This is a genomic window from Salinivibrio sp. ML323 (assembly GCF_001995745.1).
Classification (GTDB): domain Bacteria; phylum Pseudomonadota; class Gammaproteobacteria; order Enterobacterales; family Vibrionaceae; genus Salinivibrio; species Salinivibrio kushneri.
Genome location: NZ_MUES01000004.1, coordinates 107,078 through 130,153, shown reverse-complemented (window position 1 = coordinate 130,153; position 23,076 = coordinate 107,078). Strand labels below are relative to the sequence as shown.

The window sequence follows — 23,076 nt, the reverse complement described above, 5'->3', positions numbered from 1 at the left end:
TTTATGCCCTGGATAACATTTTACGATGAGTGTGAATAGACATCAGAATGCCAAAACCGGCCATCAGTGTGACCATCGAGGTACCGCCATAACTGATAAGTGGTAAGGGTACCCCAACCACAGGAAGAATGCCGCTGACCATGCCAATATTGACAAATACATAAACAAAAAAGCTTAACACGATGCTGCCAGCCATCATCCGGCCAAACGCCGTTTGGGCACGGCTGGCGAGCATTAGCCCGCGGCCAATCAAAAAGAGGTACAGGGCCAGCAGTACACAGACACCGATCAACCCCCATTCTTCAGCGATAACGGCGAAAATAAAGTCTGTGTGTCGCTCAGGGAGAAACTCCAATTGGGACTGTGTCCCTTGCAGCCAGCCTTTGCCGCTTAAGCCACCAGAGCCAATGGCAATTTTAGATTGAATGATGTGATAGCCTGCGCCCAAGGGATCGGATTCTGGGTTAAACAAGGTCAGCACGCGGGTACGCTGATAATCATGCATTAGGAAAAACCAGAGTACAGGGACAAAACTGGCGAGCGCGACGACGGCAGCAATAATAATTTTCCAACTGATCCYGGCCAAAAACAGTACAAACACTCCAGAGGCGGCAATCAGTATGGATGTGCCTAAATCGGGTTGCTTAGCAATCATAATGGTGGGGACAAACAGTAACACCAGAGCGATGAGTAAGTGGGTGAATTTGGGAGGAAGCGGATCTTTGCCAATATAGCGGGCCAGCATGAGCGGTACCGCAAGTTTTATGATTTCTGATGGCTGGAAGGTCACCACCCCGAGATCGAGCCAGCGCTGAGCACCCTTTGCGGTTTCGCCAACCAATAGAACGGCTGCTAGTAAGACCACGCCCACGGCATACAAATAGGGCGCCCAGAACTCATAATGGCGAGGTGGTACTTGAGCGAGGGCAAACATGACCGCGAGCGCCAACAGCATGCGGATCGCCTGACGTTCCATCATCACCATACTTTGACCACTGGCGCTATACATCACCACAAGGCCGAAGCCCATCAGTAACAAAATGCCAACCAGCATCGGCAGGTCGAGGTGTAAGCGATCGAACAAAGAGCGTTTCGCGCTAACTTGGGCAAGTGAACTCATTGTTTGGCCTCGTTTGTCTCTTTGTCTTCTAACAAAATATGGTCGAAGATGCGACGGGCAATAGGGCCGCCGTTGCTCGAGCCACCGCCTGCGTTTTCCAGTACCATAGAGACAGCGACTTCTGGGTTTTCAAAGGGCGCAAAGCCCATGAAAAGTGCGTGATCACGTAGATGTTCAGCAATTTCATCCGCGTTGTATTCTTCGTCTTCACCCAGCCCAAATACCTGAGCGGTCCCTGATTTTCCGCCAGACAAATACTCTGCAGAACGGAATGAACGGCGCGCGGTTCCTTTGCGACCGTGGTTAACCAGTTGCATACCTTTAAGGCCGACATCCCAATATTTATCGTCGACTCCTTTAATCGGTGGAAATGGCTCGGCGTCGGGTTTGTGGGTGCCATGTTCATCGCGCGTTTTGTTTAATAGTTTGGGTGCTTTGACGTCGCCACGGTTGAGTAGCACGGTCAAGGCTTTGACGATTTGCATCGGGGTGGCGGTCCAATAACCTTGCCCAATCCCGACGGGAATCGTGTCACCTTTATACCAGGGTTGGCGGTAGCGACTCATTTTCCATTCGCGGTTAGGCATATTAGCGCTACTTTCTTCTTGAATGTCGATGCCCGTGTATTGGCCAAAGCCAAATTTTTCCATCCACATAGAGAGTTTATCGATCCCCATGTCATAAGCGATTTGATAGAAGAAGGTATCGACCGACTCCTCGATCGATTGCACGATGTTGACCCGTCCGTGCCCCCAAGGGAGCCAATCGCGGAAGGGGCGCGTATCCGAGTTGGGGATCCGCCAATAACCCGGGTCGTTACGCGTGGTCTTGGTGGTGACCACGCCTTCTTCGAGCGCGGCAACGGCAATGAAAGGCTTCACCGTCGAGGCGGGGGGATAAATACCGAGAGTGGCGCGATTGACCAAGGGACGATCTTTATCATTGAGCAGCTGCCGGTATTGCTTGCCAGAGATACCATGGACAAATAAGTTGGGGTCATAGCTTGGGGTAGAGACCATCGCCAGTACGCCTGAGGTGTCAGGATCGACCACCACTACCGCGCCTCGTCGGTCACCAAGGATCCCACGCACATAGAGCTGCAGATCAATATCGAGGTTGAGGATAAGGTCTTTGCCTGGTTGCGGGGGCACATATTTGAGCGTGCGTATCACGCGGCCACGGCTGTTCACCTCAACTTCTTGGTAGCCGGCTTTACCATGCAGCGTTGACTCGTAGTATTTCTCGATCCCCAGCTTGCCGATGTCTCGGGTTGCTTTGTAGTTGTTCAGCACCCCTTTTTGTCTTAGCTTGGCAATATCGCGATCATTGATTTTGGCGACATAGCCGAGCACATGGGTCAGTGCATCGCCGTAAGGGTAATGGCGTTTTAAGTAGGCTTTTATTTCCACCCCAGAAAACTGATGCTGGTGCGCGGAAAAAATGGCAACTTCTTTATCGGTGAGCTGAGTTTTTAGTGCGACGGCATTAAACCGTCGCGAGCGGCGACGCTCTTTTTGAAAGCGGGCAATGTCTTTGTCGGTCAATGAAAGTAAGTCTTTTAGCTGGGCGAGGGTTGCCGGCATATCATCGACTTGCTCAGGGGTCACTTCTAGGTGATAAACGGGACGATTTTCCGCTAGTAATTTTCCATTGCGATCATAAATCAGGCCACGGTTAGGGGCGACGGGAACGACCTTGATACGGTTATCGTTCGAGCGGGTTTGGTAGTCTTGGTGCTCGGTCACCTGAATATGATAAAGGTTAGTCAGCAGCACCCCGACCAACGCCATAATACCGACAAAGCAGACGATAGCGCGACGCACAAACAAGGCCGCCTCGGCGCTGTGGTCTCGTATTTCAACTCGTTGGCGCTTCATCTCAACTTATTCTCGATGGTACGGATGATTGGTGGTGACACTCCACGCGCGGTAAAGGCTCTCTGCCATGATAACCCGAACTAATGGGTGAGGCAGAGTCAGTGGAGACAGCGACCAGCTTTGCTCCGCAGCAGCCTTACACTGTGGCGCAAGCCCCTCTGGCCCACCGATCAAAATAGCGACATCGCGGCCATCAAGTTTCCACTTTTCCAACTGATTAGCCAATTGTGGTGTGTCCCAAGGCTTGCCGGGAATATCGAGTGTCACAATGCGACTACCCCGGCTGACGGCCGCCAACATGGCGTCCCCTTCTTTTTGCAAGATGCGGGCGATATCGGCATTTTTGCTGCGCTTGCCAGCAGGGACCTCTATTAGCTCGAGTGGCATGTCTTTTGGAAAGCGGCGTTGATACTCCTCAAAGCCTTGCTCTACCCATTTGGGCATTTTATTGCCGACCGCAATCAGTTGGATTTTCATGATGGTTTAGTTCCAGAGCTTTTCCAATTGATAGAGTTGGCGTTGCTCCTCTTGCATGACGTGCACCATGACGTCACCTAAATCGACGACCACCCATTCGCTGTCATCTTGGCCTTCCGTGCCGAGCGAGTCGATATCCACTGCTTGGGCTTGTTCACACACATGCTCGGCAATAGAGGCGACATGACGGCGAGAGTTGCCGGTGCACAGCACTAAAAAGTCGGTAATGCATGATTTGTCGCGGACATCCAGGGTCACAATATCGCTGGCTTTTAACTCATCGACCTTATCGGTCACAAACTGTTTTAACTCGTTCGCTTGCAAAGAAAACCTCTGTGTTTTGCTCTTGGTTTTATCTGGGCAGTATACCACTTGCTACCGCTTTGGACACGCTAGGGCGTGAGTGGTTCGGACGCTTGGGTCATGAGTGCACAAAAATACTGCAGATCCGGCCAAGGATCGCTACCAAAGTCCGTTTTTAGCCTGATTTCTATCTGCGCCAAGCGGCGTAGCAGTGTGGTTAACCGGGCTTTATTGAGTCGATTGAGAGCGGCTGTGAGCATGGGACGACGGGTTTGCCACACACGGAACTGATCAAAGATGGCATTCAACGGCCTGCCTTTTTGTCCTTGCTCTTGAATGCTGTACAGCTGCTTAAGCTCTTTTTGAATCAGTCGCAACAGAAGTGTTGGCTCTTCCCCTTCAGCGCGAAGCTGGTCGAGTATCCGCTGCGCGCGTTGTGCCTTCCCGGCTAGCAGCGCATCGGTGAGCTGGAAGGGGGTAAAGTGATGATGGCGTGACAGCGAACTTTCAATACGAGGCAAGGTGAGTGCACCATCGGGATAAAGTAGCTGCAAGATATGCAGACTTTGCACTAAGGCGAGGAGGTTTCCTTCATGCCATTGTGCTAATAGCTGTAGCGCAGGTTGATCAGGCTTTAGTCCCAAGTGACGACAGCGTTGCTCAATAAAGCGTGGTAAGTGACGAGCTTCCGGGGTGTTACACACCACGTATAAGCCGTGTTGGGCGAGCGCTGAAAACCATTTGGCGCTTTCTTGCTTTTTGTTGAGCCTCTCCCCTTGCACCAATAAGAGGATATCAGGATGCAGATAAGCGGCCAGCTCAGTAAGCTGCTTGGCTTGCGTGCTGGTGAGGCCATTGTCAGGGCAGGTAAGTTCAATAATTTGCCGAGACGCAAACAAGCTAAGTGCTTGACAGCAATCGATGACTTCTTGCCAATCGAGCTGACCATCAATGACAAATTTATGATGCTCTTCAAAACCTTGGGCGCGCGCCGCGTGTGCAATGGCATCGCGTGCTTCGAGTTTAAGTAATGGGTCGGAGCCAAAAACCAAATAAGTTTGGCGCAGCGGTTGGTTGAGCTGCTGCGCCAATTGGTCGGGATAGGTTCTCATCATTGCGCGGTGTTCGTCTCGGTTTGTCGCGTTTCAATGATAACATCAGGCTTAGTCGGTGTTTCACCTTGCTCGAGTGTCTCCATTGCCGCTTGTTCGGCCTGTTGGCGCTCAAACTCGGCGATATCGCCTTTTAATTGGGAAAGCTGACGCATAATTTGCCGAGTGGCTTCTGTACGCATCTCCGCGACTAACTTATCTTCCTCTACAGACTTTGCCAACGCTGTCAGTGGGTTATCAAGGAAGTTACGACTCAAGGTGGTGTTATAGGTATAACTGCCTTTATCGGGTACGGTGACGCGATAACGGGCGACATAGCGAAATTCTTTCTCCGCCACACGGCTGTTTTGATAAAGCGATAGCGTTTGTTCGCTATTGCTTTCCCCGAGCAAGTGGATATTAGCCACCTCCTTGGAAGGGGAGACAAGATCGACCTTGTGTTGACGCAAGGCATTTCGCATTTGTCGGGTTAACTCGCCATAAGGGTCAAAGCTGGTCAATGAGACCTTATCCACTTCATCGGGCAGATTGTAGCTGCCGCGCAAGGCAAACCCGCAAGACGCGATGGTCAAACAGACCATCGCGACAAGCAGGGAGCGAAGCATTGTCTTAAACAGATTCACTCCATCGCTCCTTGTTAGTTGGCAACAATGTTAACCAGCTTGCCAGGCACGTAAATCACCTTGCGCACGGTTTTGTCTTCGGTAAATTTCACCACGTTTTCATCTGCCATCGCTTGGGCTTCTACGGCCTCTTTCTCCGCATCTGCAGCGACGGTGATCTTGGCGCGCAGTTTACCGTTGACTTGGACGATAATCAGTTTCTCATCCTCAACCATGGCTGCTTCGTCGGCCTGTGGCCACGCCGCGTCATCAATGTGAGTCTCACCGAGTGCCTGCCACATGCTAAAGCAGATATGCGGGGTGATCGGATAAAGCATGAGCACCACAGCTTTGAGGGCTTCATCAAGTACCGCACGGTCTTGCTCGCTTTGTTGTGGGGCTTTCACCAATCGGTTCATCAGCTCCATAATCGCCGCGATAGCAGTGTTAAAGGTCTGACGGCGTCCCATGTCATCACTGACTTTGGCAATGGCTTTATGCACCTCGCGGCGCACCGCTTTTTGCTCATTGTTGAGTGCATTTGCATCCAGTGCCACCACAGGCCCTTTTTGGCTGTGCTCGTAAACCAGCTTCCACACGCGACGCAAGAAGCGGTGTGAGCCCTCAACCCCTGATTCTTTCCACTCTAGGGTCATATCAGCAGGTGCGGCGAACATCATGAACAGGCGTACCGTGTCGGCGCCGTACTTCTCAACCATAAGCTGCGGATCAATGCCGTTGTTTTTCGACTTCGACATCTTGGTCATGCCCGCATGGACCACGGCATTGCCTTGGCGGTCTACCGCATTAACAATTTGCCCTTTACTGTCACGTTCGACGGTCACCTCGGTTGGTGATACCCACACGCGCACGCCTTTGTCATCGGTATAGTAGAAGGCATCAGCCAGTACCATGCCTTGACACAGTAGTTGCTTAAACGGCTCATCACTATCAACCATATTTTCATCACGCAACAACTTGTGGAAGAAGCGCGAGTAGAGAAGGTGCATACAAGCGTGCTCAATGCCGCCGATATACTGATCCACAGGCAGCCAGTAGTTGGCAGCACTTGGATCGAGCATTTGATCGGCCTGCGGCGAGCAATAGCGCGCATAGTACCAAGACGACTCCATAAAGGTATCGAAGGTGTCGGTTTCACGCAGTGCAGGCTTGCCTTGGTATTGGGTTTGTGCCCACTGTTTGTCTGCTTTTATCGGGCTTTGTACCCCGTCCATCACCACATCTTCTGGCAGGATCACGGGCAGCTCATCCGTCGGGACTGGCACCACTTCCCCGTCTTCGGTGTTCAGCATGGGGATAGGCGCGCCCCAATAGCGTTGGCGTGACACGCCCCAATCACGAAGACGGAAGTTAACGGTTTTCTTGCCTTTGCCCAAAGACTCGAGCTTGGCGGCAATCGCATCAAACGCGGCATCAAAGTCCAAACCATCAAATTCACCCGAGTTAAAGAGCTTGCCTGTTTCTGTATAGGCTTGCTCGGACAAATCAGGCGCATGGCCGTTTTCATCCAGGATCACCGGCTCAATATCGAGGCCGTAGTTACTGGCAAATTCAAAATCGCGTTGGTCGTGGGCAGGCACGGCCATGACCGCACCAGTACCGTAGTCCATCAGTACAAAGTTGGCGACAAAAATAGGTACGCGGCGGCCGTTTAATGGATGCATGGCGTACAAGCCCGTCGCCATGCCTTTTTTCTCCATGGTGGCAAGCTCGGCTTCCGCTACCTTGGTGTTACGGCACTCTTGGACAAATTCAGCCAAGGCTGGGTTGTTTTTGGCCGCGGCATCGGCCAGTGGGTGGCCAGCCGCAATACCGACATAGGTGACACCCATCAAGGTGTCGGGACGGGTGGTGTACACATCCAGTGCCGGGTGCTCACCTTCCACGTCAAAGGTCAGCTCCACCCCTTCCGAGCGGCCAATCCAGTTACGTTGCATGGTTTTCACCATTTCTGGCCAACCATCCAGTTTGTCGATGCCTTGCAGTAACTCGTCTGCATAATCGGTGATTTTAATAAACCACTGTGGAATTTCTTTTTGCTCAACCGGGGTGTCACAACGCCAGCAGCACCCTTCGTGCACCTGCTCGTTCGCCAGCACGGTTTGGTCATTCGGACACCAGTTGACCGAGGAGGTCTTTTTGTAGACCAAGCCTTTGTTGTATAGCGTGGTGAAGAATTCTTGCTCCCAGCGGTAGTAATCTGGGCTACAGGTGGCGATTTCGCGATCCCAGTCGTAACCGAAGCCCAGCATTTTCAGCTGGCCTTTCATGTAATCAATGTTTTCGTAAGTCCAAGGCGCAGGGGCGGTTTTGTTCTTGATAGCGGCCCCTTCGGCTGGCAAACCAAATGCGTCCCAACCAATAGGTTGCATCACATTCTTGCCTTGCAGGCGCTGATAACGCGAGATCACATCACCGATGGTATAATTACGTACATGCCCCATGTGAAGTCGACCACTGGGGTAAGGGAACATAGAAAGACAGTAAAACTTTTCTTTGTTAGGGTCTTCATGAGCCACAAAGGTTTTATTGTCATCCCAATGGGCTTGAACTTTTTGTTCAATATCTTGCGGGCTATATTGTTCTTGCATCGATGGCTTCCGAGATTCTGTGAGAAAGGTAAAACCTGAAAGAGAAATATCGTCATAGAATAACGAAAGGCAGAGACCGCAACAACACTTGAATCAGGACGGAACCATGAATAAAGAGAAAGAACCGCAACAAAGTATCATTGAGCGGGTAAAAGAGGCACTGGAAAACAGTCCAGAGGCTTTGTCTCGCTGGGTCGAGTTGTCTGATCAATACCTCAAAGCAGCCGCGGATCTGACCAAAGATGAGTGGGCGCTGATTGAGGCGTACTTCAAGCGGGATGTGAAAGCCTTTGGTGAGCAGTATGATAAATCTCAAACCGAAGAAATGGACAGTCAGGTGTTTAACGACCTGATTGCCAACTCGATTTGGGAACAACTGGCAGAAATCACTGATCGTACGCAGCTAGAGTGGCGTGAAGTCTTCGATGACCTTCAGCATCATGGTGTGTATGAAGCGGGTGAAATTGTGGGGCTGGGCGTATTGCAATGTGAGCAGTGCCAACACCAGTCACGCCATAGCCGAGTGGATGTGATTGCCCCTTGCAGCAAGTGTGGCCATCGATACTTTTCTCGCCGCCCTTATCCGGTGTAAGCCAAGCGCGGGGCTTGGCTTAGCCGAGGAGATCAACAGACCAAGGGCGAGGATAAAGGCCAGTTCTTAGTCAGACGAGGCGTTATCCTTGCCTTCAAAACGTTGGCGTTCTTCACGTTCCACTTGAGACAGACGCGGCAGCTTCAGCCCTTGTGATTTTCCCATCCAACGCGCAAAGACAATGTTACTGGCGAACGCAAAGGTCACTAAAACCAGCTCGGTCGCGGCGAGCCAGCGCTCCCCTTCATCAACATAAATAAGAGTCAATGCGTGCAAAAAGTAAAACATCAAAATAAAGTTGGCCCACGCGTGGGTAAAGGGCTTGCCTTTCACGATCCCAGGCAGCGGGAGTAGCAGAGGAATCGTCCAGCCGATGGTCACCGCCAAGGCATTGAGGTGAGGGTGGGGCGACAATGATGCGTGCCAGATGACCACCCAGGCAATCAGGCCGAGGTTACTCAACAACGAAAGCTTACGCATTAATGCAAGCCGAGAGTCAGTCACAATTCTATCCTTTTATCCCAAGTGATGGTGAACGGTTTGTGCAAAACGTGCGAGACGTTGGCCTAAGGTTTTGGCGATTTGTTTTTCGTCGGCGATTAAAGGCTGGTTTGCATCAGCCACACTCGACGCACCATAAGGTGAACCACCGCCTTCTGTGGTGTGTAATGCGCGCTCGCTATGCGGGACACCGAGCAGCATCATGCCATGATGAAGCAGCGGCACCGTCATGGTGAGCAGGGTGGTTTCTTGCCCACCATGCAACATAGAGCCAGCGCCAAATACCGCGGCAGGTTTATCAATCAGTGCACCTGATAGCCACTCACCACTGGTACTGTCGATAAACTGCTTTAAGGGCGCGGCCATATTACCAAAGCGCACCGGGCTGCCAAGCGCCAAACCGTGGCAATCCAACAAGTCTTGCCGGGTGACAAAAGGGTCTTTCGCCGTCGAGGCCGGGGTTTGACCATCAGGGTAAGCGGGTAGCTCGGGCACCGTGCGCAACACGGCTTCCACACCTTGTGCTTCGATGCCCCGCGCGACTTGTTGGGCGAGCTTGCGTGTATTCCCCGATCGACTGTAGTAAAGCACTAATACCTTTGTCATTTTATCAGCGCGAGTACGTTCTCAGGGGGACGACCAATCACCGCCTTTTCCCCTTTTACTGCAATGGGACGTTCGACCAATTTGGGATTGTTGACCATGGCGTCGAGTAGTTGCGCCTCGTCTACTGACGCATCGCCCAAGTTCGCCGCTTTGTAGTCCGCTTCTTTGGTTCGCATCATCTCCCGAAACGAGCTGAGCCCGAGTTGCTGTTTTAACATCGATAAGGCTTCAGCAGAAAGCGGGTTGTCGAGATACTTGATAATAGTCGGCGTCACACCGTTGGACTCCAACAACTTGAGAGTTTCACGGCTTTTGGAGCAACGGGGGTTGTGGTAGAGAGTTATAGCGGTCACAACAATGATCCTTTTTGAGTGAATTAACGGTCGCTAAGCGCTTTAAAGCGGGCTTGTTGGCGACGTAGTTGATCAAGACGCGCATCATACCGTGCCTGCGCCAAGCTACCTAACTCAGCGAGCTGGGCGGCTTGGGTATAATTGCGAATGGCTTTGTCCCATTGTCCGCGTAAGGCATAACGCTCACCTTGGGCGGCCAGCTCACCGTCTCGATGCGTACCGGTACTTTCGTACGCTTGTTGTAACAAAAACCAACCGTTGCTGTCATCTGGATGCTGGTGTGTATATCGCTCCAGCATGGAGATTGCCTCACCTCCTCGCTTGGCTTTGACGAGGGTATAGGCACGATTGAGCAATAATACGCGGTTATTAGGCTGATGGTTCAATGCGTTTTCAAGGCGCGTCAATGCCTTGTCGTACTGTTTCTCACCGATGTTTAAATCGGTCATCGCATCAAGGAAAAATCGATTATTAGGTTGCGCCTTGATAAGTGGGGTTAATTTTTCTCGCGCATCGTCAAAACGACGGGCATCAATATCAAGCAACGCCATCCCGTAGTTGAGGCTTTGCTTTTCGGCCGGCGAGGCCTCTTTATGACGCCGTTCAAACCAGTCCATGGCCGAGCGACTGGCGATGCCACTATATCGCGCGACGATCCGCGCGCGCGCAAGTTGATAATCGGGCGAGACAGGTACCCGTTTTTGTGGGTATTGGCGGGCACGAGCGCGAGAGTCAGTGATCCGTGAAGCCGGTAAAGGGTGGGTGCTGAAGTACTCGGGCATTTGGCTGGCGTAACGGTACTCATCCGCCAGCCGTGAGAAAAATCGCGGCATGGCTTGCACATCAAAATCAGCACGTGCGAGGGTTTCAATGCCGATCCGATCGGCTTCTTCTTCATTGCGACGAGTGAAATTGATTTGGTTTTGCATACTCCCCGCCGTTGCTGCATGAGCTGCGGCAATCCCTGCTTCAGGCGCTGCAATCGCGAGCATCAATGACCCCACTAAGGCGGCGACGGTCAGCGGCGAGGTTTGCGCTTGCTCCTCCATGCTTCTCGCCAAATGACGTTGGGTGACATGGGCGATTTCGTGGGCCATCACCGATGCCAGCTCGCTTTCCGTTTTTGCATGGAGGAACAGGCCGGAGTGCATGGCCACGTAGCCACCGAAAAAGGCAAAGGCGTTGATTGCCTGATTATCGATTAAAATAAATCGAAAGGGTGTACGAACATCGTTGGCATTTGCCACCAGTCGATGACCTAAGCCGTTAATATACTCGTTGAGCAAAGGATCGCTGATGATGGGCTTGCTGGCTCTTAGCATCCGCATATAGGCATCACCAAACTCTTTCTCTTTGGCCACCGATAAGGTACTGACGGCAGCGGTACCGATATCCGGTAAATCACTTTGGTATGACTCAACGCGGGCAGACACAGGCGCGCTCGCTAACACCCCCGCTAATGCATAACAGAGCAGGCGGCGAGCCTTGCTGCCTTTGTGAGAGCCAAGTGCGCGTGATGACATAAGTATGATGACCTTTAAATGCAGGGTGTACTTAGGTACAGACCGATAAAACCCGTTAGGGTTTCGTTGGCGTTCTATCTAATGTCCATTACAATACTGACGATAATACCGACCGGTGAGCCAGAATGGAATCTCAAACACTTGATTTGCGAGAACATGTTTGACCAATGGCGCTATTGCTGGCAAAGCGCGCCGCCGCGTTATTGTCGTCAGGTGAGCAATTGGTGATTTTACTCGGTGATCAAGGGGCGAAAGACGATATCCCCAAGTATTTTAAACGCGAAGGCTTCAGCATGCAGTGGTTAGACACGCCAGCTTCGCGGCTACTCATCACAAAGAAATAGCGGGCTTTTTATGTTTGATATGTTACATCGCTGGTATCGGCGACGTTTTTCTGACCCACATGCGGTAAGCCTGGTGGCGATCCTCCTTTTTGGTTTTATTACCATCTACTTTTTTGGCAATTTGCTCGCCCCATTGCTGGTGGCGATCGTGATGGCCTATCTACTCGATTGGCCGGTCAATCGTCTCTGTCGGTTGGGGTTGCCCCGCGTGTTGTCAGTGCTGGTGGTATTGACTGTGTTTGTCAGCTTAACCTTGATGGCATTATTTGGGTTGGTGCCGACCATATGGAACCAAGGGGTCAGTTTGGTCGCTGATGTGCCAAATATGTTTAACAATATGCAAGCACTGATGCTGAGTTTGCCAGAACGCTACCCAGAGCTGATTAATCCGCATATGGTCAACACCTTTGTCGACACCTTGCAAAATAAAGTGCTTAACCTTGGTGAAACACTGGTAAAAGGTTCATTGGCGTCTTTGGTCAACTTAGTCGCGGTAGCGGTATACCTGATTTTGGTGCCGCTGCTGGTGTTCTTTTTGCTCAAAGACAAAGCGCAAATGCTGGCGATGTTTAAAGGCTTGTTGCCGCGTAATCGTCGTCTTGCCTCTCGAGTCGGGCATGAGATGAATCAACAGATCTCCAACTATATCCGCGGCAAAGTGACTGAAATCATTATCGTCGGGGTGACCAGCTACTTGACCTTTAGCCTGTTAGATCTTCGCTACGCGGTGCTACTCAGTGTGGCGACGGGCTTTTCTGTGCTGGTGCCTTATATTGGCGCGGCGATTGTCACCCTCCCGATAGCGATTGTTGCTTTGTTCCAGTGGGGACTCGAGCCTGGCTTTTGGTATGTGATGATCGCCTATGGTGTTATCCAAGCGCTGGATGGCAATGTGCTCGTCCCCGTGCTTTTTTCAGAAGCGGTGAATTTACATCCCGTCGCCATCATAATAGCCGTACTGGTTTTCGGTGGACTCTGGGGCTTTTGGGGCGTATTTTTTGCTATTCCATTGGCGACCTTAGTGAAAGCGGTGTGGCAAGCGCTGCCGGTGATTGAGCTGGATGACGATCCCAAGGCAGAGATTGAGTGATCCATCTTGTTTTCACGCCCCTAATTAAAGGGGCTGAGCGGCAGGTAAACATCGACACGCCGTGATCAGTTTGGCCCATAGAAGTAGTAATGAGAACAGGGTTGGCATGGCAGAACACAGGCAAGAAAAAACGCAAGTAGAAAAGTTTCGCGTCGCGGTGATAGGTGGCGGTGTTGCAGGAACCACAGCAGCAATGCGCTTGGCTGAGCGCGGCGTGGATACCCAGGTGTTTGAAGCGGGCACCGGCTTGGTCAGTGGGCCGCCGATTTGTCATCTGCACGCGGGCGGCAATTTGTATCGTGAAATCTCGCTCGATCAATGCCTGATCTTACTTGAACAGTCGGTAGCCACGGTGCGCATGTATCCGCATTCGGTTAATCGTCGACCGACAGTCCTTGCTGTTCCTCAGCAAGACCCAGGCTCGCTCGACAGTGTGATTGCACGTTTAGAAACCCTGCGCGAGCGCTACGCGCAATTGGTTGAACTGGATAGCGATAATAAAGTCATGGGCGAGCCGAGCGATTATTTCCGTTTGTATCAGCAAGAGGAATTGGAAGCACTGCGCGCTCAAAACTATCAAAGCGTGACCGATGCCGCGGACCAGTGGATGTGGCCTGTCGCGCAATCGCTCGATTTAAGTGCAATGAAATACCCTCTGGTGCTGGTGCAAGAATACGGGCTTAGCGTCTTTCGCCTAGCAGCGGAAGCGCAATTGACCCTTGCTGACGCGCCGCATTGTCAGCTTAATTTCAATCACAAAGTGATGGATACTCAGCCCATCTCGTCAGGGTGGCGGGTAACCTATCAAGACCAGACTGGCCAGATACAAAGCACTGAGGTTGATTATCTGATCAATGCGGCTGGATTCCGTACGGGCACGATCGATGATATGGCCGGGTTTGGTCGCAAGCGTTTGGTGGAATACAAAGCCGCGTATATCGCGCACTGGACAAGCACCGAATATCAATGGCCAGAGATTATTGTCCATGGCCAGCGGGGCACGCCACAAGGGATGGCACAATTGACCCCTTACCCGGATGGTTTTTTCCAACTCCATGGCATGACCCAAGATGTTACCTTGTTTGAGCGTGGTTTAGTGAAAAGCTCTGCGGAGTCGGCGCAACCGACTGTCGATGCACGTTATGTGAAAAACATCGATAAAGGCTGGGACTGGCAAGAAGTGTGTGAACGCACTGATCGCGCGATTGACCACTTTGGCCAGTGGTTACCGGCATTTAAACAGGCGGAAGTCGGCGGCAAACCCTTGTGTGGTGCGCAGCAAATCCCCGGGGATGATCCTTCCTTACGTGCCTCGGATGTGTCGTTTGATGGTGAGCGTTATGCACGCTTTGAAATTGTTAAAGCGTCGTCGGCGCTGACGGCCATCAATAAAGTACTGGCGCAATTTGAAGATGCGGGTTGGATCTCGCCTACCTCTTATCAGCCACTGTCGCGCCCCAACACCGCGAAAATAATCGATACCGCTTGCGAGCTTGCGATACGCCGCGGATATCCGGAGGCGTTGGCAAAGCCTGTCGGTTAATCATACAAAAAAGCGCACGGTGGCCGTGCGCTTCTAGTCTGTAGGCTGCTCTGCCCCCGACGCTAACGTGGACTGACGTTACGCTTGGTTTAAGTAATCAAGTACCACTTGGTGGTGGTCCTTGGTTTTAAACTTATTGAACACATGTTCTATCTTACCGTCTTTGCCGACCAAAAAGCTTAGACGATGAATCCCATCGTATTCTTTGCCCATGAATTTTTTCGGTCCCCAGACACCGAACGCATCGGCGACGGCATGATCTTCATCGCTCAACAGCGTGAAGTTAAGTGCATCACGTTCAACAAAGCGGGCCAGTTTTTTCACCGGATCGGGGCTTATGCCAAGCACCACGGTGTCAAGTGCATCCAACTCAGCTTTGGTATCGCGTAATGAGCAGGCCTGCGTTGTACAGCCCGGTGTCATCGCCTTTGGGTAGAAATAAACCAGAACACGTTTGTCGCCTTTGAATTGGCTAAGCGTGACGGTGTCGCCATTTTGGTCTTGCAGTGAAAAATCGGGCGCTTGGGCGCCTTCGGTGATTGTTTGCATGCGCTGCGTTTCCTTTTTGTCGGTCAACCGAATCCACGATGATAGAGGGTGCTCGAGATTACGCAAGTTTTTGATAATAGGATCACTGACTTGACAGGATTTGACTGCCCATTGACGCAGGCTCCCTCCTTCTTCGATTATAACGTTAAGACACATTGTCTATCGATGAAAAAATGTCGATTAAGACATGCCTAGACGCAGGGTTATTCTTGTGTTTGCCCAGCGCCAAAAGTAACATTGCAAGCATCACTAATAAGGGAGACGAACATGGTTTCTGGAAGCATTGTGGCGCTCGTCACACCAATGGATGCACACGGCGAAGTTGATTACGTTAGCCTGGAAAAACTGGTCGAGTTTCATATCCAATCGGGCACTGATGCGATTGTCGCAGTGGGCACGACGGGTGAGTCGTCGACAGTAACCGTGGATGAGCACATTAAAATTGTGCTAAAAACCTTGGAATTTGCTAATGGACGTATTCCGGTTATCGCGGGAACCGGTGCTAATGCCACCCACGAAGCCATCACTTTCAGTAAAATGTTTGCTGGCTCGGGCGTGGCGGCCTGTCTAAGCGTGACCCCTTATTACAACAAACCGACTCAGGAAGGCTTGTTCCAGCATTACAAAGCCATTGCTGAAGCCACTGACCTGCCGCAAATTTTATATAATGTCCCCGGGCGTACGGCGGTCGATATTCAACCGGAGACAGTGGCGCGATTGGCTGAGTTTGACAATATTATTGGTCTTAAAGATGCCACGGCTGATGTAAGCCGAGTCGCGATCCATCGGGAACTTTGTGGCGATGATTTCCTCTTATTCAGTGGCGATGATTTAACGGGCCTAGATTTTGTCTTGGCTGGGGGGCATGGCGTTATCTCTGTGACCAATAATGTGGCAGCGGCGCAAATGGCGAAAATGATCAAACTGGCGCGCGCGGGTGACGCAGAGCAAGCACATGCCATCAACGAAACCTTGATCCCCCTACATCGCCACCTGTTTGACGAAGCCAATCCGATCCCAGTGAAGTGGGCAGTCCGCGAAATGGGCTTGATTGCGGATGGACACCTTCGTCTGCCATTAACTGAATTAAGCGAGCACTTGCGTCCAGATGTGCGAGAAGCACTGCGTGTAGCAGGTGCGGTGTAAGCCGTTGGAGTGTCAATGAAACCAGTATTTAAGCTCGGCCTTTGTGCCATCATGGCCACCAGTGTGGTGGCCTGCAGTGGTGGCGTCGAGCAGCGTCGTCAAGCCAAAGATGACTTTGGCTACTTGCAAACAACCCCGTTGTCGCCATGGCAAACCTTGCCGGATCAAGCGCCGTATTTTTCCACCAATTATCAGATCCCGACACAAGACTTTAATGGTGAAGTGGGTCAGAACGTTGATATTCGTCCGCCGCGCCAAGTGCTGGACTTAATCCCGGGCGCACGGATACAACGTGATAGCCGCGGTGTCACCCTTGCGGTTGCCAATGAAAAGCAACTCGATAAAGTGTGGCAAACGGTGGAGCGTTTGGTCAGCGAGCAGACCATTCCAGTGGCCTCACAAACCGCAGACCAAGTAGAAACCGGTTGGATTGCTTGGGAAAAAGAAGACAGCGCCCATCAAGCACGCTTCCGTCTATCGCGTCTTGAGCAAGGTCGCCGTTTTGCGCTAGGGGTGAATATGATTGACTCGCGCGCGAAAGCCAGCGATGAGCCACTCACGCCTGCGTTGCGTGAGCGCTACAACACCTTGATGACCAACCTTATCACGGTCAGTCACGATGCGGCCTTGCGTGCCGAAGCGCGCCGTCTGGCCGAGCAACGTCAAGCAGATATTCCGATTAGCTTTGGTACCGATCGCAGTGGCCTGCCAGTGATTATTGCTCGTGCGCCCTATGATGTAGTGTGGGAAAAGCTGCCAGCCATCATTAAGCCTTTAGGGTTCACGGTAGAAGGTCGTAACCAGTCGCAGGGCACGGTAAAAACCCGYCACGTTGCGCCAAGTGATGAGCGTTGGCAATCTCTTGGCGTTGATCCGATTTCGTTCCCAGACAACAGCTATACCTTGTTGCTAGGCGATCTCGGCAACCGCACATCACTTAACGTCACCAACAGCGATGGCAAACCCGTTGATGAGGCGACGTTAGAAGCGCTGAGTCCAGCGCTAAAAGCGGTCATTGCCCAAGTGAGTCAAGTATCAGAGTAATTTTATAGGGACGCGGTGAGCGTCCCTTACTTTTAGCGCCTAATGGAGAGTATAGGTAATGGAAAAACGTGCTGAGTTGTATCGCGGTAAGGCAAAATCTGTCTATGCCACAGAGGATGAGCACCGCTTTGTTCTGCACTTTCGCAATGACACGTCTGCGTTTGATGGCGAACATGTCGAGCAGCTTGAGCGAAAAGGTGAAGTGAATAACAAATTTAATCACTTCATCATGCAAAAGCTTGAGCAGGCGGGCATCCCCACCCAAATGGACCAATTATTGTCCGATACCGAGTGCGTGGTGAAAAAGCTAGATATGATCCCAGTAGAGTGTGTGGTGCGCAACATCGCGGCCGGATCGCTTTGCCGTCGCCTCGGCGTCGAAGAAGGTACGGCATTGACGCCACCGACCTTTGAACTGTTTTTAAAAAACGACGCACTGCACGATCCTATGGTCAATGAATCCCTGTGTGAGTCTTTGGGCTACGCGACACAAGCACAGCTGGCGACGATGAAATCACTGACCTATAAGGTGAATGATGTTCTCAAAGCCTTGTTTGCCGACGGTGACTTATTGCTGGTCGATTACAAACTTGAGTTTGGTGTTGATCATCAAGGCAATATTGTTCTGGGTGACGAGTTTAGCCCCGACGGTTGTCGATTGTGGGATGCCAATACCCGAGAAAAACTGGATAAAGACCGCTTCCGCCAAGGCCTAGGTGGTGTTGTGGATGCTTACATCGAGGTGGCAAAGCGTATCGGCCTTACCCTGTAATTTTTGGACTCAAAAAGCAAACGTTTGCTTTTTGAGTGAGAAAAATAGCGCCATTAACGTGGCGCTATTTTAGTCTTTGTGTTCATCAGACAGCGATGGCTTGCTATCCGCATCGTGTTCCTTGGATGAYGCGGTTTTGTCTGGCTTGTCTTTATACTTAAGGCCAAATTTTGCGTTGGCGGTATATTTGAGCGCCATGATATTGCTGACCACCACGGCAACCACGATGGCAATAATGACATAAGGGTTGGTTAGCCATTCCATTGTTCCACCTCGCACAAGTTAGTGACGTAGGTTGAATATATCCAATCCAACTGCTCAAGAATAGTCTCTTTACCACAAATAGGCGCATTGCTGATCGCGCTGGCAAGCATGTCTTGGCTCAATGCTGACAAGAGGGCGGCGCTGGTGGCGATATGGCTGATATGCCAAGGCTCTCTCGCAACCCCACCTTTATCTTCGGCATAAGGCAGGAAGAACCCCCAATTGGGGGCATGCACTTTGAGCCATTGTGAGAAGGCCGCTTGAGGGCCATCATCATATTCTGGTGGAGTTAGCGCCAACCTTTGATCCGGCCCCAGTGCGCGCTTGTCATACACGTCTATGTCTGTGCCCCAATGGTGGCGGCTTGCCCCTGGCAAGGCTGACCAGCGCAGTATCGCTTTGACCCGCGCTGCCTCTGACAATGTTGACACATCTAACGGTCGACTCTCAGTATCTAACACTGGCTTTTCGCCATTAAATTTACCGTTCCAAATGGCTAACTGGTGCGCAAACGAGCGATAGCCGCTGGCAATCATGAGCGCGAACCCCGCTTGCGATGCCGCCTGTTGTAAGGCGGCAAAGTCGGCGAGTACCGCTTGGTGCAAGCAGGGCGCATTAGGTCGGCTGTTAATCGGTGTTAGCGCGGAGGCGTCTTGCCCTGTGAGCTGTGCGGGTGTCGGCATCAAGGGAGTGCTTTCTCCAAGACCTTTTGATACATGTCAGTCAGCTTTTCTAAATCTGGGATGCTCACACACTCATTGACCTTGTGGATAGTGGCATTCACCGGACCCAGCTCAATCACTTGCGCCCCCATTTGCGCAATAAAACGTCCGTCGGAGGTGCCGCCAGTGGTCAGCAATTCTGGTGTTTGATGGTTCACCTCTTCCACCGCAGCCACCACTGCATCCAGTAACGTGCCTTTATCGGTTAGGAAAGGGTCACCACTGTGCGTCCACTCAAGGGTATAGTCGAGCCCATGGGCGTCTAAAATCGAGTAAACCCGCTTTTTGATGGTTTCACTGTCCAACTCTGTACTAAAGCGGAAGTTAAACTGTGCATGGCACTCCCCCGGAATGACATTGGCCGCGCCCGTGCCGGCCTTGATGTTGGGGATTTGAAAGCTTGTGGGCGGGAAAAACGCATTGCCTTTATCCCACAGTGTTTGCGCAAGCTCGGTGAGTGCTGGCATCGCCTGATGCACCGGGTTAGTCGCAAGGTGAGGGTAGGCAACATGCCCTTGTGTGCCTTTGACGTAGAGATCCCCTGTGATGGATCCGCGACGGCCGTTTTTCACTACATCACCGACATGGTGGGTGCTGGACGGCTCACCGACAATACACATGTCAATCTTTTCGCCGCGCGCCATTAGAGTATCGACCACACGGGTAGTGCCATTGATAAACGGGCCTTCTTCATCAGAGGTGATTAAAAACGCCAGTGAGCCAGAGTGGTCTGGGTGCTCGGCAATAAAACGTTCAACGGCCACAACCATGGCGGCCAGTGAGCCTTTCATGTCGGCGGCGCCACGTCCGTGGAGATGATCATCAATCACCGTCGCTTCAAACGGCGGTGTGTGCCATTGTTCGTGCGGCCCTGAGGGAACCACATCGGTGTGGCCGGCAAAAGCAAAAAGAGGGCCTTCCGTTCCCCGTCTGGCCCACAGATTAGTGGTATCTTCAAACACCATGGTCTCAATGGTGAAGCCCAAGGCTTCTAATCGCGCAATCATTTGATCTTGGCAGCCGGCATCTTCCGGCGTGACCGATTCTCGGTTTATCAGATCTTTCGCTAAAGCCAGCGTGGCAGAGTCAGTCATCAGGGTTTCCTTACAACAAAAATGAATCGGCTATCACATTACGCGAAAATATCAGCGTATTGATTCTCTTTGAAGCCGAGATAATAGCTACCGTTGTGTACGAGCAATGGGCGCTTAATGATCGCTGGATTATCAAGCATGATCGCGATTGCGCGGGTTTGATCTAAATTGGCTTTTTGCTCATCACTCAATTGGCGGTAGGTGGTGCCACGTTTGTTGACTAGCGCTTCCCAGCCGAGTGCTGAGACAAACGTCTGCAGCATTTGTGCGTCTAGGCCATCTTTTCGATAGTCGTGATATTGATAGTCGATACCTTGGTTATCCAACCACTTTAGGGCTTTTTTTAGGGTGTCGCAGTTTTTGATCCCAAATACAGTTGTCATGGTCTTATCGTGCTTGTTGGCAAAGGTTTAAGAGTGACACTGCTGGTTAATGAACGCAACACCTAGCGCGGCAGGCATGTGCGTCATTTGATGGCCCAAGAATATGTGAAATGCGTAGGTAAATGCGCCTGCAGCACGTCGATTTGATGGCGTTTTGATCAAACGCAAAGCCTCTTAGTAGGCACCATGAATAATGGGATCATTCGTAATTGTTGGAGGTTCATATGGAACTCAACCCGGTATTTGCTCGGCGCTTGTATCTCGCCGCACTGGTAGAAGAGATGGAGCGCCCAAACGTGCCGCGTTTGATTGAGGCAACAGGCTGGCCACGCCGCACGATCCAGGATGTGCTCAAATCGTTGTCAGGGCTAGGCATTGATATGACATTTATCCAAGATGGCAAGCGCCATAACGATGGTTATTACCAGCTAAAAGACTGGGGCCCGTTTCGTCGCGATTGGGTCGAGGATAAAAAGCGAGATATTCGCTCTTATATCAACTAATACGTACCAGAGGGTGTGACTAATTTCGCCTCAATGAGTGTACGGCGAATAGCATCTGCACGCCGACGGTTTGCGCCAAAGTCGTAATAGCCGACACGAGAGGCAGAGCGAAGCGCAATCTGGTCTCCGTTGAGTGAGACTTCAACATCATCGACAAAGCGCAGCACCCGGGTGGTGAAGCGTAAGTGTGCGTAGTTGTCTTGGGCTGAAACGAGTTCTGCATGGGGCATTGAGGCAATTTTCTCGACAATGTTAGCCAAGGCAACGTCGGTGTTAGCCAGCCGCAAAGGCGCTAACTGAAACGTCGCGCGCGTGTCTTCTGTTGAAACACAATTAGGGCTGTCACCACAGGCAGTGACAGGCGGTTGTTTTGCCATGGGGCCTCCTTTTGAGCAGCCGAACAGCGTAAAAACGACAATGAGGCCGAGCAGATTTTTTCCCATTATGCCCCCACGAGTGCGTAACCAATAAATCCTATCCAGCTTACGACGAGTAAAAGCCAAGGTAAATGGCGGTAGCCTTTATCCTGTGCGGGTGGCTGAGAGGAAGGCGCAGGCTCGCGAGGTTGCTCGACCGCCGGTGTCGCCTTTTGCTGTTTCTTTCGTGCTTTATCCTGTGCTCGCGCCTTTACCTTTTGTTCTTTTTTGTACTGCGCAATCCCTTTCTCAATCCCCTGAGCGATCAGTTTTGTCTGAGCCTTGGTTTGTCCGGGCTTTTGCGTGGCTTTGGCAACGCGCATGGCGTCTTGTTGCGTCTCGGGCGAAATCGTTGCTTTTGCTTTGGCCATGAAGGCTCCATATAACGCTAAATAAATGGCTCGCCCCTAGGATAACAAATTTTGCTTTTGCGCTTGCAGTTTTTATCGCATGTCGCCATGGTAAATGCGTGACTTCTCAATCAAAAATCTTATGGACACGTTTGATCATTTCGACGACAAAGGGTACATCAAAGCGCCCCAGATCGCCGTGTTGTGCCTACTACTGTTAAGTCGCGCATGGTGGCTACTGGCGATGGCTGGAGTGAGCCGAGAGCAGGGCAGCGAGCTGCTCGCGCTGGTTTATCCTGACACGTCTGCGTTTTATCTCAGCTTAGTGATTGGTTTAGTGTCGCTTGCGCTATTACTGTTGGTGGGAAACTGCGACAAGGCGCCTGAATGGTTAACACAGCATTGGCACTTGGGTTATTGGTGGGTATGGCTGTTGTGGACGTGGGAAGCCTATCAAGTGGCGCATACGCTCACGATGACGGGGGGACGGTTTGATTGGTTGCTTGCCTTGCATGGGCTTTGGTTAGTGTGGGCGAGTCTTTATTGGCTGAGAAGCCGGCGGGTGAAGCGCTTTTTTTACCAGTTCACATAAACAGGACAAGCATCGGGCATAAAAAAACGCAGCACGAGGCTGCGTTTTTCTTCACTAAGAAATCTGAATTACTTAGTGACGCGCAATACAGAGGTTTCGCCCACAGTGACGGCACCAGAGAGCTTAGTTAGCTCTTTGATTTCGTCCATGTTAGAGATAACCACTGGTGTCAGTGTTGATTTGGCTTTCTCTTCGAGCATGCCTAAATCAAATTCGATCACGGTATCACCGGCTTTCACCGTTTGACCTTCTTCCGCAATGCGTTTGAAACCTTCGCCTTTTAGCTCGACGGTGTCGATACCAAAGTGTACGAACAGCTCAACGCCGTCATCTGACTCAATTGAAAAAGCGTGGTTGGTTTCGAAAATCTTACCGATAGTGCCGTTAACTGGCGCAACCATCTTGTCGCCTGATGGTTTAATCGCAACACCATCACCGACGATTTTCTCAGCAAACACAACGTCAGGTACGTCTTCGATGTTGACGATCTCACCCGACAATGGGGCGATAATTTCAATGGCACTTGCGTCGTTGCCGTCTTCAGACACCAACTTCTTCAGTTTGTCGAACAGACCCATAGTGTTGC

Annotated in this window: 28 protein-coding genes; 9 read left to right on the top strand and 19 right to left on the bottom strand. The window is 51.5% G+C overall.

Annotated features, from left to right (window positions below; all coding sequences use genetic code 11):
- Position 1 precedes the first annotated feature (1 nt).
- The 7 genes from rodA to leuS all read right to left on the bottom strand — a co-directional run bounded on the left by rodA (position 2) and on the right by leuS (position 8,103).
- Positions 2 to 1,120, bottom strand: coding sequence for a rod shape-determining protein RodA (gene rodA, locus BZG13_RS04680; RefSeq protein ID WP_077485464.1), 1,119 nt, complete (start codon positions 1,118 to 1,120; stop codon positions 2 to 4).
- Positions 1,117 to 2,997: a penicillin-binding protein 2 gene (gene mrdA, locus BZG13_RS04675; protein ID WP_077485462.1), complete on the bottom strand. Its 1,881-nt coding sequence runs from the start codon at positions 2,995 to 2,997 to the stop codon at positions 1,117 to 1,119. The genes rodA and mrdA overlap by 4 nt, the downstream gene beginning before the upstream one ends.
- A gap of 6 nt (positions 2,998 to 3,003) precedes the next feature.
- Positions 3,004 to 3,474, bottom strand: coding sequence for a 23S rRNA (pseudouridine(1915)-N(3))-methyltransferase RlmH (gene rlmH / locus BZG13_RS04670; RefSeq protein WP_069361124.1), 471 nt, complete (start codon positions 3,472 to 3,474; stop codon positions 3,004 to 3,006).
- Positions 3,475 to 3,480: 6 nt separating this feature from the next.
- Entirely contained in the window at positions 3,481 to 3,798 is a 318-nt protein-coding gene (rsfS, locus tag BZG13_RS04665; RefSeq protein ID WP_046073734.1) for a ribosome silencing factor, read from the bottom strand.
- Between the two features lie 68 nt (positions 3,799 to 3,866).
- Entirely contained in the window at positions 3,867 to 4,889 is a 1,023-nt protein-coding gene (gene holA, locus BZG13_RS04660; RefSeq protein WP_077457020.1) for a DNA polymerase III subunit delta, read from the bottom strand.
- Positions 4,889 to 5,512 (bottom strand): LPS-assembly lipoprotein LptE, encoded by a 624-nt coding sequence (locus BZG13_RS04655; RefSeq protein WP_235614293.1) that lies wholly within the window; start codon positions 5,510 to 5,512, stop codon positions 4,889 to 4,891. The genes holA and BZG13_RS04655 overlap by 1 nt, the downstream gene beginning before the upstream one ends.
- Before the next feature lie 14 nt (positions 5,513 to 5,526).
- The gene (gene leuS / locus BZG13_RS04650) at positions 5,527 to 8,103 is read right to left on the bottom strand and encodes a leucine--tRNA ligase (protein WP_077485457.1); all 2,577 of its coding nucleotides are present in this window, start codon (positions 8,101 to 8,103) and stop codon (positions 5,527 to 5,529) included.
- A 106-nt stretch (positions 8,104 to 8,209) separates the two neighbouring features.
- Here leuS and BZG13_RS04645 point away from each other — a divergent pair, with 106 nt between their 5' ends.
- The gene (locus tag BZG13_RS04645; RefSeq protein ID WP_069361121.1) at positions 8,210 to 8,695 is read left to right on the top strand and encodes a zinc ribbon-containing protein; all 486 of its coding nucleotides are present in this window, start codon (positions 8,210 to 8,212) and stop codon (positions 8,693 to 8,695) included.
- A 66-nt stretch (positions 8,696 to 8,761) separates the two neighbouring features.
- On the opposite strand, the gene BZG13_RS04640 is transcribed toward BZG13_RS04645, so the two are convergent.
- Genes BZG13_RS04640 through BZG13_RS04625 form a run of 4 tightly spaced genes read right to left on the bottom strand, consistent with a single transcriptional unit; the run spans position 8,762 to position 11,678 of the window.
- Entirely contained in the window at positions 8,762 to 9,175 is a 414-nt protein-coding gene (locus BZG13_RS04640; RefSeq protein ID WP_069361120.1) for a DUF2069 domain-containing protein, read from the bottom strand.
- Positions 9,176 to 9,211: 36 nt separating this feature from the next.
- The gene (wrbA, locus tag BZG13_RS04635) at positions 9,212 to 9,802 is read right to left on the bottom strand and encodes an NAD(P)H:quinone oxidoreductase (RefSeq protein WP_077456951.1); all 591 of its coding nucleotides are present in this window, start codon (positions 9,800 to 9,802) and stop codon (positions 9,212 to 9,214) included.
- The gene (gene arsC / locus BZG13_RS04630) at positions 9,799 to 10,155 is read right to left on the bottom strand and encodes an arsenate reductase (glutaredoxin) (RefSeq protein WP_069361118.1); all 357 of its coding nucleotides are present in this window, start codon (positions 10,153 to 10,155) and stop codon (positions 9,799 to 9,801) included. Before arsC ends, wrbA begins: the two co-directional genes overlap by 4 nt.
- Positions 10,156 to 10,178: 23 nt before the next feature.
- Complete coding sequence (locus BZG13_RS04625; RefSeq protein ID WP_077485454.1) at positions 10,179 to 11,678, bottom strand: beta-barrel assembly-enhancing protease; 1,500 nt, start codon at positions 11,676 to 11,678, stop codon at positions 10,179 to 10,181.
- 167 nt (positions 11,679 to 11,845) lie between these two features.
- Here BZG13_RS04625 and BZG13_RS04620 point away from each other — a divergent pair, with 167 nt between their 5' ends.
- The 3 genes from BZG13_RS04620 to BZG13_RS04610 all read left to right on the top strand — a co-directional run bounded on the left by BZG13_RS04620 (position 11,846) and on the right by BZG13_RS04610 (position 14,655).
- The gene (locus BZG13_RS04620) at positions 11,846 to 12,022 is read left to right on the top strand and encodes a sulfurtransferase TusA family protein (protein ID WP_241824777.1); all 177 of its coding nucleotides are present in this window, start codon (positions 11,846 to 11,848) and stop codon (positions 12,020 to 12,022) included.
- A 10-nt stretch (positions 12,023 to 12,032) separates the two neighbouring features.
- Positions 12,033 to 13,112 carry an AI-2E family transporter gene (locus BZG13_RS04615; RefSeq protein ID WP_069361116.1) on the top strand — a complete coding sequence of 360 codons (1,080 nt, stop codon included), beginning with the start codon at positions 12,033 to 12,035 and terminating at the stop codon, positions 13,110 to 13,112.
- A gap of 106 nt (positions 13,113 to 13,218) precedes the next feature.
- On the top strand, positions 13,219 to 14,655 hold the full coding sequence (locus tag BZG13_RS04610) for an FAD-dependent oxidoreductase (protein WP_077485452.1): 1,437 nt from the start codon (positions 13,219 to 13,221) through the stop codon (positions 14,653 to 14,655).
- Positions 14,656 to 14,733: 78 nt separating this feature from the next.
- Here BZG13_RS04610 and bcp read toward each other — a convergent pair whose 3' ends face one another.
- Complete coding sequence (bcp, locus tag BZG13_RS04605; RefSeq protein WP_046073724.1) at positions 14,734 to 15,204, bottom strand: thioredoxin-dependent thiol peroxidase; 471 nt, start codon at positions 15,202 to 15,204, stop codon at positions 14,734 to 14,736.
- A gap of 267 nt (positions 15,205 to 15,471) precedes the next feature.
- Here bcp and dapA point away from each other — a divergent pair, with 267 nt between their 5' ends.
- Genes dapA through purC form a run of 3 tightly spaced genes read left to right on the top strand, consistent with a single transcriptional unit; the run spans position 15,472 to position 18,166 of the window.
- The gene (gene dapA / locus BZG13_RS04600) at positions 15,472 to 16,350 is read left to right on the top strand and encodes a 4-hydroxy-tetrahydrodipicolinate synthase (protein ID WP_069361114.1); all 879 of its coding nucleotides are present in this window, start codon (positions 15,472 to 15,474) and stop codon (positions 16,348 to 16,350) included.
- A 15-nt stretch (positions 16,351 to 16,365) separates the two neighbouring features.
- Positions 16,366 to 17,394, top strand: a complete 1,029-nt coding sequence (bamC, locus tag BZG13_RS04595; RefSeq protein WP_077485446.1) for an outer membrane protein assembly factor BamC — start codon at positions 16,366 to 16,368, stop codon at positions 17,392 to 17,394.
- 58 nt (positions 17,395 to 17,452) lie between these two features.
- Positions 17,453 to 18,166, top strand: a complete 714-nt coding sequence (gene purC, locus BZG13_RS04590; RefSeq protein ID WP_077485443.1) for a phosphoribosylaminoimidazolesuccinocarboxamide synthase — start codon at positions 17,453 to 17,455, stop codon at positions 18,164 to 18,166.
- Positions 18,167 to 18,235: 69 nt separating this feature from the next.
- On the opposite strand, the gene BZG13_RS04585 is transcribed toward purC, so the two are convergent.
- The 4 genes from BZG13_RS04585 to BZG13_RS04570 are packed head-to-tail and all read right to left on the bottom strand — an operon-like array spanning position 18,236 to position 20,629.
- Complete coding sequence (locus BZG13_RS04585) at positions 18,236 to 18,430, bottom strand: DUF2897 family protein (protein ID WP_077485440.1); 195 nt, start codon at positions 18,428 to 18,430, stop codon at positions 18,236 to 18,238.
- Positions 18,418 to 19,113, bottom strand: a complete 696-nt coding sequence (locus BZG13_RS04580; RefSeq protein WP_077485437.1) for a M15 family metallopeptidase — start codon at positions 19,111 to 19,113, stop codon at positions 18,418 to 18,420. Before BZG13_RS04580 ends, BZG13_RS04585 begins: the two co-directional genes overlap by 13 nt.
- The gene (gene dapE, locus BZG13_RS04575; RefSeq protein ID WP_069361109.1) at positions 19,113 to 20,246 is read right to left on the bottom strand and encodes a succinyl-diaminopimelate desuccinylase; all 1,134 of its coding nucleotides are present in this window, start codon (positions 20,244 to 20,246) and stop codon (positions 19,113 to 19,115) included. The genes BZG13_RS04580 and dapE overlap by 1 nt, the downstream gene beginning before the upstream one ends.
- A 38-nt stretch (positions 20,247 to 20,284) precedes the next feature.
- The gene (locus BZG13_RS04570; RefSeq protein WP_077485435.1) at positions 20,285 to 20,629 is read right to left on the bottom strand and encodes an ArsC family reductase; all 345 of its coding nucleotides are present in this window, start codon (positions 20,627 to 20,629) and stop codon (positions 20,285 to 20,287) included.
- A 224-nt stretch (positions 20,630 to 20,853) separates the two neighbouring features.
- Between BZG13_RS04570 and BZG13_RS04565 the strand changes: the two genes are divergently transcribed.
- On the top strand, positions 20,854 to 21,132 hold the full coding sequence (locus BZG13_RS04565) for a winged helix-turn-helix domain-containing protein (protein ID WP_025740011.1): 279 nt from the start codon (positions 20,854 to 20,856) through the stop codon (positions 21,130 to 21,132).
- Here BZG13_RS04565 and BZG13_RS04560 read toward each other — a convergent pair.
- Together BZG13_RS04560 and BZG13_RS04555 are read right to left on the bottom strand one after the other, a co-directional pair.
- Positions 21,129 to 21,509 (bottom strand): DUF1499 domain-containing protein, encoded by a 381-nt coding sequence (locus tag BZG13_RS04560; RefSeq protein ID WP_158011716.1) that lies wholly within the window; start codon positions 21,507 to 21,509, stop codon positions 21,129 to 21,131. The two genes, BZG13_RS04565 and BZG13_RS04560, sit on opposite strands and share 4 nt — an antisense overlap.
- A 65-nt stretch (positions 21,510 to 21,574) precedes the next feature.
- Positions 21,575 to 21,919, bottom strand: a complete 345-nt coding sequence (locus BZG13_RS04555) for a DUF2956 domain-containing protein (RefSeq protein WP_077485430.1) — start codon at positions 21,917 to 21,919, stop codon at positions 21,575 to 21,577.
- 121 nt (positions 21,920 to 22,040) lie between these two features.
- On the opposite strand from BZG13_RS04555, the gene BZG13_RS04550 reads away from it, so the two are divergent.
- Positions 22,041 to 22,490 (top strand): DUF2919 family protein, encoded by a 450-nt coding sequence (locus tag BZG13_RS04550; protein WP_158011715.1) that lies wholly within the window; start codon positions 22,041 to 22,043, stop codon positions 22,488 to 22,490.
- Positions 22,491 to 22,558: 68 nt separating this feature from the next.
- On the opposite strand, the gene crr is transcribed toward BZG13_RS04550, so the two are convergent.
- The gene (gene crr, locus BZG13_RS04545; RefSeq protein WP_069361104.1) at positions 22,559 to 23,068 is read right to left on the bottom strand and encodes a PTS glucose transporter subunit IIA; all 510 of its coding nucleotides are present in this window, start codon (positions 23,066 to 23,068) and stop codon (positions 22,559 to 22,561) included.
- Between the last annotated feature and the right edge of the window lie 8 nt (positions 23,069 to 23,076).

Coding starts and splice junctions, on each gene's coding strand:
- mrdA (WP_077485462.1), bottom strand. CDS start 2,997: ATGAAGCGCCAACGAGTTGAAATACGAGACCACAGCGCCGAGGCGGCC.
- rlmH (WP_069361124.1), bottom strand. CDS start 3,474: ATGAAAATCCAACTGATTGCGGTCGGCAATAAAATGCCCAAATGGGTA.
- holA (WP_077457020.1), bottom strand. CDS start 4,889: ATGAGAACCTATCCCGACCAATTGGCGCAGCAGCTCAACCAACCGCTG.
- leuS (WP_077485457.1), bottom strand. CDS start 8,103: ATGCAAGAACAATATAGCCCGCAAGATATTGAACAAAAAGTTCAAGCC.
- BZG13_RS04645 (WP_069361121.1), top strand. CDS start 8,210: ATGAATAAAGAGAAAGAACCGCAACAAAGTATCATTGAGCGGGTAAAA.
- BZG13_RS04640 (WP_069361120.1), bottom strand. CDS start 9,175: ATGCGTAAGCTTTCGTTGTTGAGTAACCTCGGCCTGATTGCCTGGGTG.
- wrbA (WP_077456951.1), bottom strand. CDS start 9,802: ATGACAAAGGTATTAGTGCTTTACTACAGTCGATCGGGGAATACACGC.
- BZG13_RS04625 (WP_077485454.1), bottom strand. CDS start 11,678: ATGTCATCACGCGCACTTGGCTCTCACAAAGGCAGCAAGGCTCGCCGC.
- BZG13_RS04620 (WP_241824777.1), top strand. CDS start 11,846: ATGGCGCTATTGCTGGCAAAGCGCGCCGCCGCGTTATTGTCGTCAGGT.
- BZG13_RS04615 (WP_069361116.1), top strand. CDS start 12,033: ATGTTTGATATGTTACATCGCTGGTATCGGCGACGTTTTTCTGACCCA.
- BZG13_RS04610 (WP_077485452.1), top strand. CDS start 13,219: ATGGCAGAACACAGGCAAGAAAAAACGCAAGTAGAAAAGTTTCGCGTC.
- bcp (WP_046073724.1), bottom strand. CDS start 15,204: ATGCAAACAATCACCGAAGGCGCCCAAGCGCCCGATTTTTCACTGCAA.
- dapA (WP_069361114.1), top strand. CDS start 15,472: ATGGTTTCTGGAAGCATTGTGGCGCTCGTCACACCAATGGATGCACAC.
- purC (WP_077485443.1), top strand. CDS start 17,453: ATGGAAAAACGTGCTGAGTTGTATCGCGGTAAGGCAAAATCTGTCTAT.
- BZG13_RS04580 (WP_077485437.1), bottom strand. CDS start 19,113: ATGCCGACACCCGCACAGCTCACAGGGCAAGACGCCTCCGCGCTAACA.
- dapE (WP_069361109.1), bottom strand. CDS start 20,246: ATGACTGACTCTGCCACGCTGGCTTTAGCGAAAGATCTGATAAACCGA.
- BZG13_RS04570 (WP_077485435.1), bottom strand. CDS start 20,629: ATGACAACTGTATTTGGGATCAAAAACTGCGACACCCTAAAAAAAGCC.
- BZG13_RS04565 (WP_025740011.1), top strand. CDS start 20,854: ATGGAACTCAACCCGGTATTTGCTCGGCGCTTGTATCTCGCCGCACTG.
- BZG13_RS04560 (WP_158011716.1), bottom strand. CDS start 21,509: ATGGCAAAACAACCGCCTGTCACTGCCTGTGGTGACAGCCCTAATTGT.
- BZG13_RS04555 (WP_077485430.1), bottom strand. CDS start 21,919: ATGGCCAAAGCAAAAGCAACGATTTCGCCCGAGACGCAACAAGACGCC.
- BZG13_RS04550 (WP_158011715.1), top strand. CDS start 22,041: ATGGACACGTTTGATCATTTCGACGACAAAGGGTACATCAAAGCGCCC.
- crr (WP_069361104.1), bottom strand. CDS start 23,068: ATGGGTCTGTTCGACAAACTGAAGAAGTTGGTGTCTGAAGACGGCAAC.